The sequence below is a fragment of the Streptomyces sp. NPDC023541 genome, assembly GCF_055559995.1.
The window spans coordinates 265,933-281,800 of the sequence record NZ_JBVHJO010000009.1; the positions used below are offsets into that span (position 1 = coordinate 265,933).

Annotated in this window: 19 protein-coding genes; 8 read left to right on the forward strand and 11 right to left on the reverse strand. The window is 71.4% G+C overall.

Going from position 1 to position 15,868, the window contains the following annotated elements:
• Position 1: 1 nt before the first annotated feature.
• Positions 2–901 carry an NAD-dependent protein deacetylase gene (locus tag ACZ3X1_RS23845; RefSeq protein WP_467280881.1) on the reverse strand — a complete coding sequence of 300 codons (900 nt, stop codon included), beginning with the start codon at positions 899–901 and terminating at the stop codon, positions 2–4.
• Between the two features lie 184 nt (positions 902–1,085).
• Here ACZ3X1_RS23845 and ACZ3X1_RS23850 point away from each other — a divergent pair, with 184 nt between their 5' ends.
• Positions 1,086–2,699: a phospholipase D-like domain-containing protein gene (locus ACZ3X1_RS23850; RefSeq protein ID WP_467280882.1), complete on the forward strand. Its 1,614-nt coding sequence runs from the start codon at positions 1,086–1,088 to the stop codon at positions 2,697–2,699.
• 118 nt (positions 2,700–2,817) lie between these two features.
• Here ACZ3X1_RS23850 and ACZ3X1_RS23855 read toward each other — a convergent pair whose 3' ends face one another.
• Together ACZ3X1_RS23855 and ACZ3X1_RS23860 are read right to left on the reverse strand one after the other, a co-directional pair.
• On the reverse strand, positions 2,818–3,174 hold the full coding sequence (locus ACZ3X1_RS23855; RefSeq protein WP_030817872.1) for an ArsR/SmtB family transcription factor: 357 nt from the start codon (positions 3,172–3,174) through the stop codon (positions 2,818–2,820).
• Positions 3,175–3,374: 200 nt separating this feature from the next.
• Positions 3,375–3,749, reverse strand: a complete 375-nt coding sequence (locus tag ACZ3X1_RS23860; protein WP_030848047.1) for a hypothetical protein — start codon at positions 3,747–3,749, stop codon at positions 3,375–3,377.
• 512 nt (positions 3,750–4,261) lie between these two features.
• Here ACZ3X1_RS23860 and ACZ3X1_RS23865 point away from each other — a divergent pair.
• The 3 genes from ACZ3X1_RS23865 to ACZ3X1_RS23875 all read left to right on the forward strand — a co-directional run bounded on the left by ACZ3X1_RS23865 (position 4,262) and on the right by ACZ3X1_RS23875 (position 7,311).
• Positions 4,262–6,127, forward strand: coding sequence for a hypothetical protein (locus ACZ3X1_RS23865; RefSeq protein ID WP_467280883.1), 1,866 nt, complete (start codon positions 4,262–4,264; stop codon positions 6,125–6,127).
• A 124-nt stretch (positions 6,128–6,251) separates the two neighbouring features.
• Positions 6,252–6,665 carry a peptidase inhibitor family I36 protein gene (locus ACZ3X1_RS23870; protein ID WP_467280884.1) on the forward strand — a complete coding sequence of 138 codons (414 nt, stop codon included), beginning with the start codon at positions 6,252–6,254 and terminating at the stop codon, positions 6,663–6,665.
• Between the two features lie 436 nt (positions 6,666–7,101).
• Positions 7,102–7,311: a hypothetical protein gene (locus tag ACZ3X1_RS23875; protein WP_390078596.1), complete on the forward strand. Its 210-nt coding sequence runs from the start codon at positions 7,102–7,104 to the stop codon at positions 7,309–7,311.
• Between the two features lie 50 nt (positions 7,312–7,361).
• On the opposite strand, the gene ACZ3X1_RS23880 is transcribed toward ACZ3X1_RS23875, so the two are convergent.
• Positions 7,362–7,769, reverse strand: coding sequence for a hypothetical protein (locus tag ACZ3X1_RS23880; RefSeq protein ID WP_467280885.1), 408 nt, complete (start codon positions 7,767–7,769; stop codon positions 7,362–7,364).
• 168 nt (positions 7,770–7,937) lie between these two features.
• Between ACZ3X1_RS23880 and sigJ the strand changes: the two genes are divergently transcribed.
• Entirely contained in the window at positions 7,938–8,882 is a 945-nt protein-coding gene (gene sigJ, locus ACZ3X1_RS23885; RefSeq protein ID WP_467280886.1) for an RNA polymerase sigma factor SigJ, read from the forward strand.
• An 86-nt stretch (positions 8,883–8,968) separates the two neighbouring features.
• Here the strand turns inward: sigJ and ACZ3X1_RS23890 are convergent, their stop codons facing one another.
• From ACZ3X1_RS23890 to ACZ3X1_RS23910, 5 genes are all read right to left on the reverse strand, one after another.
• Positions 8,969–9,409: an STAS domain-containing protein gene (locus ACZ3X1_RS23890; RefSeq protein ID WP_390078590.1), complete on the reverse strand. Its 441-nt coding sequence runs from the start codon at positions 9,407–9,409 to the stop codon at positions 8,969–8,971.
• Positions 9,410–9,861: 452 nt separating this feature from the next.
• The gene (locus ACZ3X1_RS23895) at positions 9,862–10,014 is read right to left on the reverse strand and encodes a hypothetical protein (protein WP_467280888.1); all 153 of its coding nucleotides are present in this window, start codon (positions 10,012–10,014) and stop codon (positions 9,862–9,864) included.
• 134 nt (positions 10,015–10,148) lie between these two features.
• The gene (locus tag ACZ3X1_RS23900) at positions 10,149–10,436 is read right to left on the reverse strand and encodes a hypothetical protein (protein ID WP_390078588.1); all 288 of its coding nucleotides are present in this window, start codon (positions 10,434–10,436) and stop codon (positions 10,149–10,151) included.
• 198 nt (positions 10,437–10,634) lie between these two features.
• The gene (locus ACZ3X1_RS23905; protein ID WP_467280889.1) at positions 10,635–10,841 is read right to left on the reverse strand and encodes a hypothetical protein; all 207 of its coding nucleotides are present in this window, start codon (positions 10,839–10,841) and stop codon (positions 10,635–10,637) included.
• A gap of 415 nt (positions 10,842–11,256) precedes the next feature.
• Positions 11,257–11,400 carry a hypothetical protein gene (locus ACZ3X1_RS23910; protein ID WP_467280890.1) on the reverse strand — a complete coding sequence of 48 codons (144 nt, stop codon included), beginning with the start codon at positions 11,398–11,400 and terminating at the stop codon, positions 11,257–11,259.
• Between ACZ3X1_RS23910 and ACZ3X1_RS23915 the strand changes: the two genes are divergently transcribed.
• Entirely contained in the window at positions 11,399–12,514 is a 1,116-nt protein-coding gene (locus ACZ3X1_RS23915) for an AI-2E family transporter (protein WP_362623625.1), read from the forward strand. The genes ACZ3X1_RS23910 and ACZ3X1_RS23915 overlap by 2 nt on opposite strands.
• 200 nt (positions 12,515–12,714) lie before the next feature.
• On the opposite strand, the gene ACZ3X1_RS23920 is transcribed toward ACZ3X1_RS23915, so the two are convergent.
• On the reverse strand, positions 12,715–13,368 hold the full coding sequence (locus ACZ3X1_RS23920) for a lipoprotein (RefSeq protein ID WP_467280891.1): 654 nt from the start codon (positions 13,366–13,368) through the stop codon (positions 12,715–12,717).
• 173 nt (positions 13,369–13,541) lie between these two features.
• Between ACZ3X1_RS23920 and ACZ3X1_RS23925 the strand changes: the two genes are divergently transcribed.
• On the forward strand, positions 13,542–14,450 hold the full coding sequence (locus tag ACZ3X1_RS23925) for an endonuclease/exonuclease/phosphatase family protein (protein ID WP_467280892.1): 909 nt from the start codon (positions 13,542–13,544) through the stop codon (positions 14,448–14,450).
• Between the two features lie 69 nt (positions 14,451–14,519).
• On the opposite strand, the gene ACZ3X1_RS23930 is transcribed toward ACZ3X1_RS23925, so the two are convergent.
• Complete coding sequence (locus ACZ3X1_RS23930) at positions 14,520–14,735, reverse strand: DUF6243 family protein (RefSeq protein ID WP_467280893.1); 216 nt, start codon at positions 14,733–14,735, stop codon at positions 14,520–14,522.
• A gap of 625 nt (positions 14,736–15,360) precedes the next feature.
• On the opposite strand from ACZ3X1_RS23930, the gene ACZ3X1_RS23935 reads away from it, so the two are divergent.
• Positions 15,361–15,861 carry an N-acetylmuramoyl-L-alanine amidase gene (locus ACZ3X1_RS23935; RefSeq protein ID WP_467280894.1) on the forward strand — a complete coding sequence of 167 codons (501 nt, stop codon included), beginning with the start codon at positions 15,361–15,363 and terminating at the stop codon, positions 15,859–15,861.
• Positions 15,862–15,868: the final 7 nt, after the last annotated feature.

Below are 15,868 nucleotides of genomic sequence, written 5' to 3' on the forward strand. Positions count from 1 at the left end.
GTCAGGGTGACGTTCCGGCGTCCACCGGGATGCCCAGGCGGGCGGCCAGGGTGGTGAGGGCTGTGCCCAGGGGGAGGGTGAGGCGGGTGACGGCGTGGCGGTCGCCCCGGGTGGGGTCCCGGTTGACGATCAGTACCGGCTTGCCGGCCTGCGCCGCCTGGCGTACGAACCGCAAGCCGGACATCACCGTCAGTGAAGAGCCCAGGACCAGCAGCGAGGTCGCACCGTCGACCAGTTCGCGGCAGCGCTCGACCCGCCCCGGGGGGACCGTCTCGCCGAAGAACACCACGTCCGGCTTGAGGACGCCCCCGCACTGCGCGCACGGCACCACGGAGAAGTCCCCGACCTGTTCGTCGGTGAGGTCGGCGTCACCGTCCGGGTTCAGGCGGGCGGCCAGCGGCTCGAAGCCGGCGTTCACCTGCTCCAGCCGTCGCGCGAGGTCACGGCGCGAGCCGGAAGCGCCGCAGGACAGGCACACGACCCGGTCCAGGCTTCCGTGGAGTTCCACCACGTCGTCGCTGCCGGCGGCCTGGTGCAGGCCGTCGACGTTCTGCGTGATCACCCCGGAGAGCAGCCCGTGCCGCCCGAACGCCGTGACGGCCCGGTGTCCGGCGTTGGGCCCGGCCCGGCCGAAGGTGCGCCATCCGAGGTGGCTGCGCGCCCAGTACCGGCGCCGGGCCTGCGCGCTTCCCGTGAACTCCTGGTAGGTCATCGGCGTGTGCCTGCGCAGGCTCCCGCCCTCACCCCGGTAGTCGGGGATGCCCGACTCCGTGGAGATGCCCGCCCCGCTGAGCACCAGCACACCGCCGGCGCCCAGTGCCTCGGCCACCGGCTCCGGATCCGTGCTGCCGGGCCGCAGGTCCTCGGTGGGCGTCCAGCTCAGGGTGGGGCGCATGCGCATGCAACCAGGGTACGGAAACCGGCCGGACACCGGCTCCGTGCCCGCTGCCGCCCCGGTGGCCGGAACTCGCCCGAGGTGGGTGGACAGGAGGCTACGGGCTGGTAACTTGCGCGAGTTGATCAAGGTCGTAGGCGCGGCCGACCCGCGCTCACGGCCCGAGCCACCCCCCAGTCAAGGAACCACATTGGCACGCACCGTCCGTACGGCGGCCCTCGTCTCCACCCCGGCCCTCGCGCTCGGCTTCTCCCTCCTCGGCGCCACCGCCGCCGCCCCCGCGTACGCCGCGGAAGCGCCCACACCGCACCTGGACTCGGTCGAGCAGACCCTGCGTCAGGTCTCGCCGGGCCTGGAGGGCTCGGTCTGGGAACGCACCTCCGGCAACCGGCTCGGCTCCTCCACCCCCGGCGGCGCCGACTGGCTCCTCCAGACCCCCGGCTGCTGGGGCGACGCCGCGTGCACCGATCGGCCCGGATCGCGCCGCCTCCTGGAGAAGATGCGCCAGGACATCGCCGGCGCCCGGCAGACGGTGGACATATCGACGCTGGCGCCCTTCCCCAACGGCGGCTACCAGGACGCGATCGTCGCGGGCCTGAAGGAGTCCGCCCAGAAGGGCAACCGGCTCAAGGTCCGCATCATGGTCGGTGCCGCGCCCATCTACCACTCCACGGTGATCCCCTCGTCCTATCGCGACGAGCTGCTCGCGAAGCTCGGGCCGGCCGCCGCGGCCAACGTCACCCTCAACGTGGCCTCCATGACCACCTCGAAGACCTCCTTCTCCTGGAACCACTCCAAGCTGGTCGTGGTGGACGGCGGTTCGGTGATCACCGGAGGCATCAACAGCTGGAAGGACGACTACCTCGACACCACCCACCCGGTCAGCGACGTCGACCTCGCGCTGTCGGGGCCCGCCGCCGGCTCCGCGGGCCGCTACCTGGACTCCCTGTGGGACTGGACCTGCCGCAACAAGGGCAACTGGAGCTCGGTCTGGTTCGCCGCCTCGCCCGGCGCGGACTGCATGCCCTCCCTGCCCCGGCCCGCCGCTCCGGAGGGCGGCGGCAGCGTACCCGCGCTCGCCGTCGGCGGTCTCGGCGTCGGCATCCGCCAGAACGACCCCGCCTCGTCCTTCCGCCCCGCCCTGCCGGCGGCCGGCGACACCAGGTGCGGGATCGGGGTGCCCGACAAGACCAACGCCGACCGGGACTACGACACCGTCAATCCGGAGGAGAGCGCCCTGCGCGCCCTCGTCTCCAGTGCGGCCTCGCACATCGAGATCTCCCAGCAGGACGTGCACGCCACCTGCCCGCCCCTGCCCCGTTACGACGTACGCCTCTACGACGCCCTCGCCGCGAAGCTCGTCTCCGGCGTGAAGGTCCGCATCGTGGTGAGCGACCCGGCGAACCGCGGCACGATCGGCAGCGGCGGCTACTCGCAGATCAAGTCGCTCTCCGAGGTGAGCGACGCCCTCCGCGGCCGGGTGGCGGCCCTGACCGGTGACGGCGGCCGGGCTCGGACGGCCCTCTGCGAGAACCTCCAGCTCGCCACGTTCCGGGCCTCCGACCAGCCGACCTGGGCGGACGGCAAGCCCTACGCCCAGCACCACAAGCTGGTCTCGGTGGACGGGTCGGCCTTCTACATCGGCTCCAAGAACCTGTACCCGTCGTGGCTGCAGGACTTCGGCTACGTCGTCGAGAGCCCGACCGCGGCCGCACAGCTCAAGAGCGACCTGCTGGACCCGCAGTGGCGCTACTCCCAGACCACCGCGACGTACGACTACGCCCGCGGCCTCTGCCAGAGCTGACGCGGGCCACGGCTGACGCCTGCAACGGCCGACGCCTGCAACGGCCGACGCCTGCCAGAGCTGACATCCCGCGCCGCCCGGGCCCCTTCGAGGTGCCCCGGCGGTGTGTCCGGCCGGCCTACAGCGGGGGACCCGTGTGGACCGACGTGTCGGCATCGCGGAGTTCGGCGAGCAGCTCGCTCTGTCCGACCAGCAGCTCGGTGAGGATGCGCCGTGCGGCCCGCAGGAGTTCCGCCACGTCGCCGCCGGCGAGGGCGTAACTGACCGTCGAGCCGTCGCGTATGGAGATCACGATGCCGGATCGGCGCAGCACCGCGAGTTGTTGCGAGAGGTTGGACGGTTCGATCTCGATCTCGTTCAGCAGCTCGCGCACGGGTACGGGGCCGTTCTGGAGGAGTTCGAGCACACGGATGCGGACGGGGTGTCCGAGCATCCGGAAGAACTCCGCCTTGGCCTGGTACAGCGGGACCTGCATGTGGCAACGCTCCTACCCCGGGTTCCGACCAATGGACGGGGACGGCGCCCGTTTCCGCCGTGCCCGCCCCCGGTGACCATGACCAGCCATTGTCCTGTACCCCGGCCCCGCCCCACTCTTCGGTGACCACATTCGGATGTGCCGAGTTGAAGATTTCTTCAACTCGTGGGCAAAAAAAGAGTCGGGGTACAGGAAGGCGACTAGAGTTCCAGGTCCGCTTCGATGCGCTTGAGCTGGTGCCGGGCCATCGCCAGGTTCGACTTGGCCTTGTCCAGGACGATGTACAGGAACAGGCCGTTGCCCCCGCGCCCCTTGAGCAGCCGGATGAGGTGGTACTGGCTGCCGAGGGTGATCAGTACGTCCTCGATGTCCTCCTTGATGCCCAGCATCTCCATGGTGCGGGCCTTCGCCCGGATCACATCGGTGTTCCCGGCGGCGGCGACCGTCAGGTCGAGGTCCTTGCCGCCCCCCAGGGTGCCCAGGGCCATGCCACTCGTGTAGTCGACCAGCGCGGCTCCCACGCTCCCCTCGATCGAGGTCATCGCCTCTTTCAGGGATGTCTCCACGTTCACCATCGTTGCAGCCTCCTCGTTTCTTCACGGCCCTGACCGGCTTCCCATCTCCGGCCGGGGTTGGACGGGGGGGACGCTACGCGCCGGACGCCGGGGACGTGGCGAACATCAGGTATTCCGGCAGGATATGGACCTGCATCCGCTAGGGTGCGAGCCCACGGTCACCCGACTGCCCGAAAATGCCGGGCAGTCGGCGCCGTACCAGGAGGCCCTCGCGAGCCGGACGCGAGGCCGCGGGAGCGGGTCCGCGCAGCTCAGCGCCGACCCGCCCGGCGACGGCGAGCTTCGGTGGCACCAACTGCCGCAGCAGAAACGATGGTTGCTGGGTTTGGCCGACATGTACCGGTCGGCTCCATGCCCTTGCGGGGATGTCACCCGCGGTCGCCCACCACAGTCCGTCGCAGTGCAGCCGTGATGTCAGGCGGCAGTTCGGCACATCTCCCAGCAGGCACGCCACCGCGTTGTCAGTGGTGATCGGTACGGTCGGCACACTTGATCACCGAGGAGCGCCCACCATGAGATCTCCGGCCGAACTGGACCACGTCCGGTGGCACGACCTGACCCACGCCTACGGCCCGGCCGCGGACGTCCCCGACCTGATCAGAGCGCTCTACGCGGACGACGGCGACACGGCCGAAGAGGCGATCCAAGAGCTCTACGGAAACATCCACCACCAGGGCACCGTCTACCCGGCCTCCGCACCCGCCGTCCCCTTCCTCGCCCACGCCGTGCTCCACGCCCCCGAAGGCAGACGCGACGAGCTGCTGATGCTGCTCGCCGTCCTCGCCGACCACGACCCGGAGGACACCGAGTCGCCGCACTGGCCCGGCAGTTCGGTCGCCGCGATCTGCGCCGAGCTGGCCCGGGTGCTCCCGGACCTGCTGCCCTGCCTGGGCGACCCCGCGCGGGCGGTGCGCAGGGCGGCGCTCCGCGTGGTCGCCACCGTGGCCCGGCTGCTGCCGGCCGAGGTGCGGGCCACGGCGGAACACCGGGTCGACGAGCTGTACGCCACCGATCCCGTCGCGGTGGTACGGGCGGACGCCCTCGTCGCCCTGAGCCGGTTCGGCCGCGAGGTCGAGGCGTACGACAGCCCGTTCACCGAGGTCAGGCTGGCCGCTGCCATGCTCGCCGCCGAGCGGTCCGGGCCGCCGTACGAGAAGCGGCTGGTGGACGTCCTCGCCGAGGACGGGGCCGAACCCGATCCGGGGGGTGACCATTTCCCCTGGACCGGCACCTGGTCGTCCGACGAGCACCTCACCCGCCTGCTCACTCGCGACGTGGACGCCGGCCTCACCGCGGCCGCCCGCTGGATCGCGGCCGGGGACCTCGGTTCGCGCGGATCCTGGCTCGGCCGGGACATCCTGGAGACCTGGCGCGACCGGGAGCCCCAGGTACTGGGCCTGTTGCTCGCCGCCCTGCCGCACCAGCGGGACACCCGCGGATCCGCCCGGTGCCTCACCACCATCAGCGAGTGGGTCGAGCGCCTGCCCGAACCCGGCGCCGACCTGAGGGACACGCTGCACCACTACGCCCACACACAGGAGGAGACCGCCGCACCTGCGCTCCTCGCCCTGGTGCGCTCGCGCGACCCCCGCGCCCTGGAACTGGTGCTGCGCAACCCCGGACCGCAGACGCTCAGAGCGGCCGCCACGTCCTTCCCCGAGGCCGCCGACCGGCTGGTTCCCCTCGTACGCCGCACGCTGGCCGACGGGGCCACCGGCAACGAGGCCATCGCACTGATCGATGCCCTGGCGCGGTTCGGTACCGCCGCGCGCCAGGCACAGCCGGAGCTCCTCGACTGCCTCCGCACCCGTCGCGCGGCCGTCGTGGCCGCCCGCCGGATCGGCCGGGGCGGCGTCGCGACGCCGGAGACCACCTCCCTGCTGTACGAGGCCGCGCAGAGCACCGACCCCTCGCTCAGCGCCGCGGCGGCCCTGGCCCTCCACCAGCTGACCGGTGACGCCGATCCTGCACTGCGCGTCTTCGAGGGCCTGCTGTCGGGGCAGGGCCCGGTCCACTGGCACCTCAGCAGCCTCCAGGCGCTCGGCAGCGCCGCCGCTCCGCTGCTGCCGCTCATCGAGCCGCTGCTGACGGCCAGGTACGAGTGGACCCGGATGGCGGCCGCCGAGGCCCACCACAAGGTCACCGGCTCCCCGCAGCGTGCCGTCCCGATCCTCGCCGCACTGATCGGAGCCACCCCGGTCGGGCTGTGCGCCCTCAGGGCCCTCGCCGCGATCGGCCAGGTCCCCGAGGAACTCCGGCCCACCCTCCGCTCCTTCGCCTTCTCGCCGCTGCGCCTGCTCCCGGCGATCCCCTTCGCCGACGTCCACCCCGACGAGGAACTGCGCACCCTGGCCCGGAGCCTGCTCTCGCTCACGTGAGCCTCCCCACGCGCCACGGCCCGCGGCGGACGACGTGCGATCAGCGCGCGCGGGAGGTGGGATGGTGACCAGGTGTCCCCAAGCCGTCAGGCTGCGGACGGGAACGCCGAGTGCCCTCGGTGCCGTGTGCCTCCTGCTGGCCTTCGCCCCCGCAGCCACGGCTACGGCCACGTCCACGGCTACGTCCACGTCCACGTCCACGGCCACCGCCCGGGGCGGCTCCGGAGACCTCGCCGCCCCCGCCCCGCCCTGTGATCCGGGATGGCCGTGCGGCTGGACCGGTCCCGCCTACACGGGCGTGGTGAGCCTGGCCGCGCAAGACATGCCCCGGTATCCCGAGACGACCGCGCACGTCGGGTTCAACGACGCGGCGTCGGTGTGGAACGCGGCCGGGACGAGGAGTGCGAACGGCCTGCGCGGCGGCCGCTGCGTCACCGTGTACAACAAGCGCGACTACAGCGGATCGGAGTTGACCGTCCGGCCGGGCCGAGGGATCCCGCAGCTCCCCGCGGCCTTCGGACACGTACGGTGGCCGTGATCTTGCCGTCGAACTCCGCCGTGATCGGTTCGGTGCAGTCGATGACGGTCCCGGGCGGGGTCGTGACGACCACCTCGACCTTGCTCACCTTCATGCTCCGGGGAGGCCCGCTTCCACGGGACGTTCGGCACCAGCTCCAAGCCGGTCTCACCCGGCTCGGCCGACTTCGCCTCCGGGACCACCCCACAGGCCCTGCTGCACGTGGTCGGCGTACCGGCCCGGCCGAGCGCCGCGACGGTGAGCGTCTACGTCACCCTGCACCTGCCGGACCAGAAGATGAGCGCACGGAGCGGACCGGTGACGTTCACCTGCCAGAAGTGACATACGCGAAGAACGCCCGCCCTCGCATCACTTACCGTGTTTAATCATTCGGATATTGGAAACGCTGAGTAGCCACAAGGTGTAAAGGTCAAGGCGAAAGGCGGGATTCATGTCCGTGAGCATTGCAGTCATCCTCGTCGTGGTGGCGGCGGTCATCGCTGTGATCGCGCTCGTCCCGGCGGTGGCACCCGCGCAACCCGACCAGACCGCAGGCCGATCCGGTGACGAGGACCTGCGCAGGACCGGCCCGGGGCGGCCTACCGCTCGCCGGCTGCGCAACATCCCACCGCAGCAGACCCGGGAACACCGGCGCAGCTTCGGCTGATCCGTGGCCCCTTCGGCCTGCTCGGCCCGCTCCGGCCGGGCAGGCCGCGCTCACGGGGTGGCGCGAAAGGCGTTGCGGACAGCCGGGGTTGACAGCGACTGGTGCAGTGCCAGCGCGCTCAGGGCGAACATCACGACGCCCAGCGGAACGTGGAGTCCCGGCATGTGCGCGATGCCGAGGACCACTTGCAGCGAGGCGAGTGCGAGGAAGCCGGACGCGTGCAGGACGGGACGCGGCGATCCGCCGCCCGGCCGCCACGCCAGTACCGCCGCGAGCACGTACAGCATCGACGCGCCGTACATCACCCGCGCCCCGACATCGTGCAGCACCTCGCCGTAGGACGCGGACAGCAACAGCCCGGCGGTGGCCGCCTGGAAGAGCAGGGCCAAGGTCTGCAAGCCGATCGCGATCTGCTGGAACGTGAACCTGCCGGGTGCTGTCGTCGTCTGCACGGCCATGATGCGGTGTCTCCTTCTGCCTTGCGGCTGTGAATCATTGGTGTCCCGACGATCCGACGACGCAGGCCCGCGAAATGTGAGGCGGTGCCCGGCCTCACCATTCGGTGACGTGTTTCGTCGGAGCGGTCGAGAGAAGCCGATGAGACCAGCGAGGGAGCAGGCGCGACCATGAGCACCCCATCAGAGCCCCGGCACGACGAGTCCACACCGGACCTGGACGTGATCGTCGGCGAACGGCGCCAACTGATCAATCTCGGCTACCGCCTGCTCGGTTCACTGGCCGAGGCCGAGGACGTCGTGCAGGAGACGTACACCCGTTGGTACGCGATGTCGCGGGAGCAGCAGGAGGCCGTCGAGTCGCCCGGAGCCTGGCTGACGAAGGTGGCCGGCCGCATCTGCCTGGACGTGCTCGGTTCGGCGCGGGCGCGGCGCGAGCGCTACGTCGGCGCGTGGATACCCGAACCGCTGCCCGACCGCGGGGAGTGGCTCGCCGGCGGGGCAGCGGGCGGCGGCCGCGCGCCGGGGGACCCCGCGGACCAGGTCACCCTCGACGAGTCGGTGAACATGGCCTTCCTCGTCGTCCTGGAGGCCATGACACCGGCCGAACGCGTCGCGTTCATCCTGCACGACGTCTTCCGCTACCCCTTCGCCGACGTCGCGGAGATCGTCGGCCGTACGCCCGCGGCCTGTCGGCAACTGGCGTCATCGGCCCGGCGGCGCGTCAGCGCCGGACGCACACCGGCGGCCCCGGTCGCCGGGCAGGCCGCTTTGGTACGGCATTTCAAGGTCGCGTGGGAGTCCCGGGACATCAAGGCCCTCGTCGGCCTCCTCGACCCCGACGCCGTCATGACCGCCGACGGCGGCGGCATGGTCGGTACGGTCCTGCGCCCCGTCGAGGGCGCCGAGAGCATCGCCCAGTACCTGATCCACATCGCCGACAAGGCCCGCGGGCTGGAGCTGGTGGAGCGCACAGTCAACGGCCGGCCCGGTCTCGTCGCCCAACACACCGGCGTACCGGTGACGGTGGCCGCGTTCGACATCAACGGTGGCCGCGTCATCCGCATCTGGGCGGTCCGCAACCCGGAGAAGCTCCGGGCGTGGACGGAGGGCTGAGCGCAGGATCGCCTGGCCTGTGCCTGGGCCTGCGCCCGGGTGGCGGGGCTCACGGGTTGCCGCGGACCCCACCGCCCGGCCGTCGCCTACCCCGTGGGTCCCAGGCGCGGGGGAGTCTGCTGGGCGTGGATCAAGGGCCTGTGGGGAAGCGGTGGCGCAGCGGCTGCCGCGCGCAGGAGGCGCTCCACGGCGCGGGAGCGATGGGTGAGCCTGAGGCGGCGTCCCTGGCGGGGCCAGCAGTCCAGGGCGGCCAGGAAACCGGAGTCGCAGAAGGTGACCCGCGAGCAGTCCAGCACCAGGCCGGTGATGCCGTTGTCGGCCGCCGAGGCCAGGAACGTCCGGAGCGGAGCGGCGCTGAAGTGGTCGATCTCGCCTGCGAGGTGGACGACCAGGGTGGCGCCGAGGGTGGTGCAGCAGCGGATCAGTATGACGCCGGGCGCGGTGTCCGCGTCCGAGTCGTGCACGGTGGGCGGCGCCTCGGTCGCGAGAGGGGCGCGCAGTATCGGGGCGGTGCTTGAGGTATTCACATCCTCATCAACGCCTCCCGCAGGGTGTCGGGAAACGCGCGGCACGCCCCATTCACCCCATGTGACCAGCCCATATCCTCGGAAGGGGGAAAGGTGCCACTCGGATGAGGCAGCGGGCGGCCGGAGGAACCGGGGGAGCGGCCCGCCCGCCGGCCCGCCCGGCGCCGAAACCCTGCACGTCAGACCCGCAAGGTCAGCCAGGGGTCCTCGCGGCAGTCCTGCTGGAAGGCGGATCGTTCGCCCCGCCGCCGACCCGGGCCGCCACGCCCGGTGACGGCGTCGCGGAACCGGGCGCCGGGCCGACCGGCGCCCCGCCGGGGGCCGGGGCATGCGGCTGGGCCGGGCCTGCCCCCCGAACGGACTCGGTCATGCCGATCGACTCCGCCGGCGCGGTACCGTCCGTCGGATCGGGGGTCTCCGCCCTCTCGGCCGCGCGCATCGGCTCCTCCCTCTCACTCCTCTCCGCCCGGGTCCCGGCTCAGTACGGGCTCGCTGCTGTCCGCACGGTCCCGCTGGTCGGTCTTCTCCTGGCGCTCGCGCGACGGATTCCTGACGGCAGGACTCCTCGCCGCGGCCCCCGCGGCCACCGCCGCCTTCCACGCCACGCGCCGCCACGCACCGCCGCGACCGGCCCGCCGGCGCGGCCCACAGTGCACCGCGGTCCGCCGCGACGCAGGCGAAGGGGCCCCGAGAGTGCATCCTCGGAGCCCCTTCGGGCGGGCGCAGCGGTGTATCCCGGCTACTTCGCCTTGAGCAGCTGGTCGACCCGCGGCACGGAGAGACCGGTCAGTTCCGCGACCTGCTTGAGGGTGCGGCCCTGCTTCAACTCGCCCACGGCGGCGCTGCGTATGAGCTTGGCCTGCTTGGCGCCGGTGAGCAGTGCGTCGGTGACCAGCCGGGCGCCGCGTTCACGGGTGAGCGGAGACTCGATCTCGGCGAGGCGCGTACGGACCGCCTGCATGTACTGGTCCGTCAGGGCACGCAGGTCGTCGTACACCTGCTCGTCATTCGTGCTGGTATCGGTCATGCAGGTCAGCGTACTTGCAAGTAGTTCGTAGCCGAGCTGCTTCCAGCCCCTCTCGAAGTCCGTTGTGCGACAACCCTGTTCACGCCTCGGCGTCGCCCGCCACCTGGGTCGCAGACCGTTGGCCGACGGCCGTCACGCGCTGCGGACCCGAAGCCGCATGAGCGCCCGGCCCCCGACGAGGCGGAGGGGACTGCCCCGTCAGGTGATCTCGTGGCTGGTTCCGTCGGGCAGGGTGCGGGTTTCACCGCCGTACGGGACCGACTTGATCGTCCCGCCCGCGTCCGTGCACTCCTGCCTGGTGATGGTGGGAGACGCGGCGGCCTGAGCGCTGACGGCACCGACGGCGCCCGCTCCGGCGAGGGTTGCTGCGGCCAGGACGAGGCCCAGCGTTCTGCGGACACGCATGGCTTCCGCCTCACGGGCGCCTTGCACGGCCCTGTGGCAGGAGAGCCCTCAGGCCGAAAGTGCCCTACTACTCAGCATGGGCGCTGCCCTGGAGGCCGCGAGGCGGGCAGGACACCCGCTCGGGGGCTGATCCTCCGCGACGTCGTGCATCGGAGCGGGATATGCACGGCCTCGCGAGGCGTGGAGCCTGCACCCAACGTGGCACGGGTGCGTGGCGGGGGTGCTCTGCGCGGCTACCTGAACGGGCGGTCGCCGGGGCCGGCCATGCAATGGGTGCCGCCGTGGCGGTTCACCCCATCACGGACCAGGCTGATGGAGTTGGCGCGCTGCCGGCTGTCCTCGTCCTTCGCGCACTCCGGTGAACGCCCCCGTAGTCCGCGATGACGCCGTCAACGCCCGCGTCGCCCTTCTTCGCCTACGCGCCGTCGAGGCCGCCGCCGTCGTCGTCGTGCACCGTGACGAGTTGCCGCTCGGTCACCACGGCAACGTGGACGCTCCGCAGGTTGACCGGGCCGACCCCTGTCCGGATGCCGAGCGGGTGTGAATAGGGTGACGTCATGTCTGCCATTCTGAGTTCCGCGAAGGCCGCTGCCGCGCTCCGCACCTCGGCACGGGTTTCCGCCGAATTGCTGGTGGTCGCGGTCATGGCGGCGGCGACCCTGTGGGTTCTGAGCCGGATGTGGTCGGTCGTCTGGCCCCTCATAATCGCCCTGTTCCTCACCACGCTGACCTGGCCCCTGGCCGCATTCCTGCGTCGGCGGGGCTGGCCGCCCGCGCTGGCGGCCTCCGTGGTGACCGTGCTGTCCCTGCTGGCGGCCGCGGGCATCGTGGCACTGATCGCCGTCCCCGTGGCCTCCCAGTCGGGCGAACTGGTCGACGGCGTCACCGAGGGCATCCGACGACTGCGGGAGTGGGCGGCCGGGCCGCCGCTGAACATTGGCGACGACCAGATCACCGGTGCCTCCGACGCCGCGATGGACCGCCTCCAGAACAGCGTCGGCAGCGCGGTCTCCACCGTCGCCACGGGGGTGAGCACCGTCTTCAACGGCTTGATCACCGCCGTCCTGGCGCTCTTCCTGATGTTCTTCTTCCTCAAGGACGGCCCCCGCTTCCTGCCCTGGCTCACCCGTCAACTCCCGGGCCGCCTCGCCACTGACATTCCGGTCGTGGCCGCACGCAGCTGGCAGACCCTCGGTTCGTTCGTCCGGTCCCAGGCCTTCGTCGGGCTCCTCGACGCCGTGTTCATCGGTGTTGGCCTGTGGATCGTGGGCGTGCCCCTGGTGCTGCCGTTGGCCGTTCTGACGTTCGTCTCCGCGTTCGTGCCAATTGTGGGAGCTCTGTTCGCCGGCCTGGTGGCGGTGCTCATCGCGCTGGTGTCGAACGGTCTGACAGACGCGCTGATCGTCTTGGCCATCATCGTCGCGGTGCAGCAGCTCGAAGGAAACGTGTTCCAACCCATGATCCAGAGCCGCAGCCTCGGTCTCCACGCGGCAGTGGTGCTGCTGGCAGTCACCTTGGGCGGCAGCCTGGCCGGCGTCGTGGGCAGCCTGCTGGCCGTACCGGTGGCCGCACTCATCGCCGTCGTCTGGAACTACCTGCGCGACCAGCTCAGCGAACCACCACACGAGCCGGAAGCCGGTGAAGGGCTTCCCGCGGCGCCCGCCGCCTCATAGGACGGCGTCAGGCGACCAGCTCGTAGATGCTCCGGGCCGTCAGACCGCAGATGCCGTCCCCTCGCGTTCGTCGTGACCCCCGGGCAGGCCCCGGACAGGCAGGCCCCGGACAGCCCGCAGTCCATCCCCGTGCTCAAAAGGGTGCGGGTCCGTCTGCCGGTCGGCCGTCCGCACCGAGTGATCACGACATCGCACAAGCCCTAGTCGGCGGCCTTCAGGGACTGCTGCGCCAGTCGAAAGGCAGGCAGCATCTGCTCGTGCTCGTCGCTGTCCAGGCCGCCCAGTTGGATGACGACCGCCCTGCCGCCCGGAGTTACCGCGGCGAAGGCGCTCTCCTTCTTGGGCTCGTCCAGAGGAGCCGTCTCGTACGAGGCCTGGACGGCGGGCAGCGCGGCGCTGCCGGCCGTCAGGTCGGTGTAGACCGGCGCGCCCTGGACCTTCTCACCGGCCATGAACGCTTCGAGCACCTTGAGGGCGTCTTCGGGGGCGGCCGGCTTGTCGGCGACCCAGACGCGCAAGAAGCCGATGTTCCCGGTCGGCTTGGCGTCGATCTCGCAGGCGAGGGACGTCCCGCCCTGCTTGAAGAGGGCGGCGAACTGGTCGTCCTCGGCATGCGTGACGGCCTTCGGCTGCCAGCCCTTGGCCAGGTCGAAGGAGACGGGCAGGGGGCACGGGGTTCCGTCGCCGCCGACGGAACCGGCGGCCATGGCGGCGCCCGCCGCTCCCGCACTCGCGCCCGCGCTCGCCGCCGGCTTCGGATCCTGCGCACCGCCCGCGGCTGTAGCCTTCTGCTGTTCCGACGGCCCGCAGGCCGTCACTCCCACCACCAGGGCAGCCACCCCGATTGCACGCATCGCTGCTCGCGCCGGTCCGCTCCGCATAGCCCGTATCCCCCCACCCGTAGCGCCTGACAGCACAAGAACGGACAACGTAGCAGGTCACAGCCCCACGGTTGGCAGTCGAGGTGCGGGCCGGCGGCGAACGGCCACGGGGTAATCCGACCGCACCGCGAGGCGGTCCCTCGGCAATGGCCGGAGGGCAGCGTGTGATGATGTGCGTCCACTCCGGGGAGGCGATCGTGCTGAGCAGGGGCGCGCGGTGGGCCGCGGCCGCGATGGCAGCGGTCTGCATCGTGATGCTCCAAGGCCCCCGCGCACCGGGGGGTGGGCTCCCCCTCGCCGGACCGCTGCCGTCCGACGCTGCCGAGGCGGTCGTACCGGAGCGGGTCGGCACGTGGAACATCTGCAACCCGTGCGGGCGCGAGCACGACTTCGGTCGGGCGACGGAGATCGCCACGTACGCGCCGCAGGTCATCGCCCTGCAGGAGGCGTGCGTACGTGACGTCGAGCGGATCCGCAGGTACCTGGAGGAGGCCTACGGACTGGTCTACCGGGTCGAGTACGGGACGGTCCTGCGGAACTGGAACCGCTGCGGGGGGATGCCCTGGCGGCCGGGCGGCTACGGCCAGGCGATCCTCTCGGCGGCGCCGATGACGGACCGGCAGAGCGTCGAATACCCCGTCGGCGGCTCCGAGGACCGCGGTTACCTGGCCGTCACCACGCTGGTGGGCGGACGGCCCGTCCGCGTCTTCAACACCCACCTCGCCGAGCGCCGGCAGGGCGAGGTGCGGGCCGGGCAGACGGAGGTGCTCGCCGCGGAAGTCGCCCGCCACGACCGGGCGATCGTCATCGGCGACTTCAACGCCGCGCCGCACGCGCCCGAACTCGCCCCGATGTGGGCCCTGGCCACGGACACGGACCCCGGATGCCGCCCGTCGACCACCGATGCCGACGCTGAGGCCTGCACGGCGACCACCGACTGGGACAGCAAGTTCGACTACGTGTTCCTGCGCGGCATCACCCCGGGCACGCACCACGTCCGCCCCAGCCCGCACTCGGACCACCACCTGCTCTACACCGACCTGAACCGGGGCTAGGTCGTCACCGGTCGGTGTGCCACGTCCCGGCCGATCCCGCGCGCAGACCGTTTCCGGCGGGGCGGGCGATCAGCTCTGCGCGGTGTCGTCGCTCGCCTGCTCGGCGTCCTCGGCCGCGCGCGCCTTCTCGCGCATCTTGCGCACCAGCTCCGCCTTCTGGTCGGCGGCGCCCTGGCGGTCGCGGTTGCGGTGCGGACCGTTGTTCTGCCGTTCGGCGCGGGACTGCCTCTTGCGCTGGCCGCCGCCCTGGCCCACCGGGTTGTTGATGTTCTTGCTGTCGGTCACGGGTTCTCCCGGTGGTGATGTGAAGTGATATGCGGATTCGTCGGTGGGGGACGGGCGCGGTGGCGTCGACGGACGTCAGCGGGGGTCCGTCACGCTCTCACTCGTGAATCGGCGGCTGGAAGAACTGGAAGAACATGACAAAGACGTTACCCCGTTCCGTGAGCCCCGCGCACCAGGCCTTTCGCTGCCCCGGCGTCGGCCGGGCCTTCGCGGGGCGCCCGCAGCCGGGTGCCTTCCGGTTCGGAGCGGTGCGGGCCGGCAGGGACGGGCCGGTCGGGGCGGAGGTGTGCGCCGAGTGGTGGAGGACCGGCTTGCCGGGGTGCGGGCACTGGTGAAGCATCGGATTCCGTGATGTTCCGCCTACGCATCGTGATGCCACGGTGCGCGGTGCGTCGTCCTCTGCCCTGCCTGCTCGACTTCACGAGGAGTGGCCATGCAAGACAGCCCGCTTAGCCGTCGACGGCTGTTGTGGGGTGCTGCCGGCGCGGCGGGCACGGCTCTGGCCGCTGTCGGGCTGCCGCAGCTGATGAGGCCTGAGGGGAAGGCCAAGGCTGCGCTGCCGAGCCCCGGGCGCAAGGCCCCCGCCGCCGCAGGGCCGCCTGCGGCACCGCGGAGGGACCCCTCGGTGGACTACGCCCCCGCTGTCTGGGTCGAAGCCTGCGAGTCCAACTACACGGCCTCCGACCGTCCCGAGTCGTATCCCATCGATTACGTCGTCATTCACCTGACAACGGACATCTTGCCGATCATGTTCGCCAAGTTCAAGGACGCCACCGAGCGGGTTTCCGCGCACTACATGATCAGCGCAACCGGCACGCGGATCACCCAGTGCGTGCGCGAGCGCGACGTGGCCTGGCACTCCGGCAGCGTCTGGTACAACCACCGGAGCATCGGCATCGAGCACGAAGGCTGGACCGACCAGCCCGTTTACACCGACAGGATGTACGAGACATCCGCCGTGCTCACGGCCACGGTCTGCGCGAAGTACGACGTGCCGGTCGACCGGGACCACATTCTGGGCCACGTCGAGGTCCCGATGTCCACCCACGACGACCCCGGGACCGCGTGGGACTGGGACAAGTACATGAAGCTCGTCGAGACCGCCCGCCGGCGCATCAGGACCTGACGCCGCG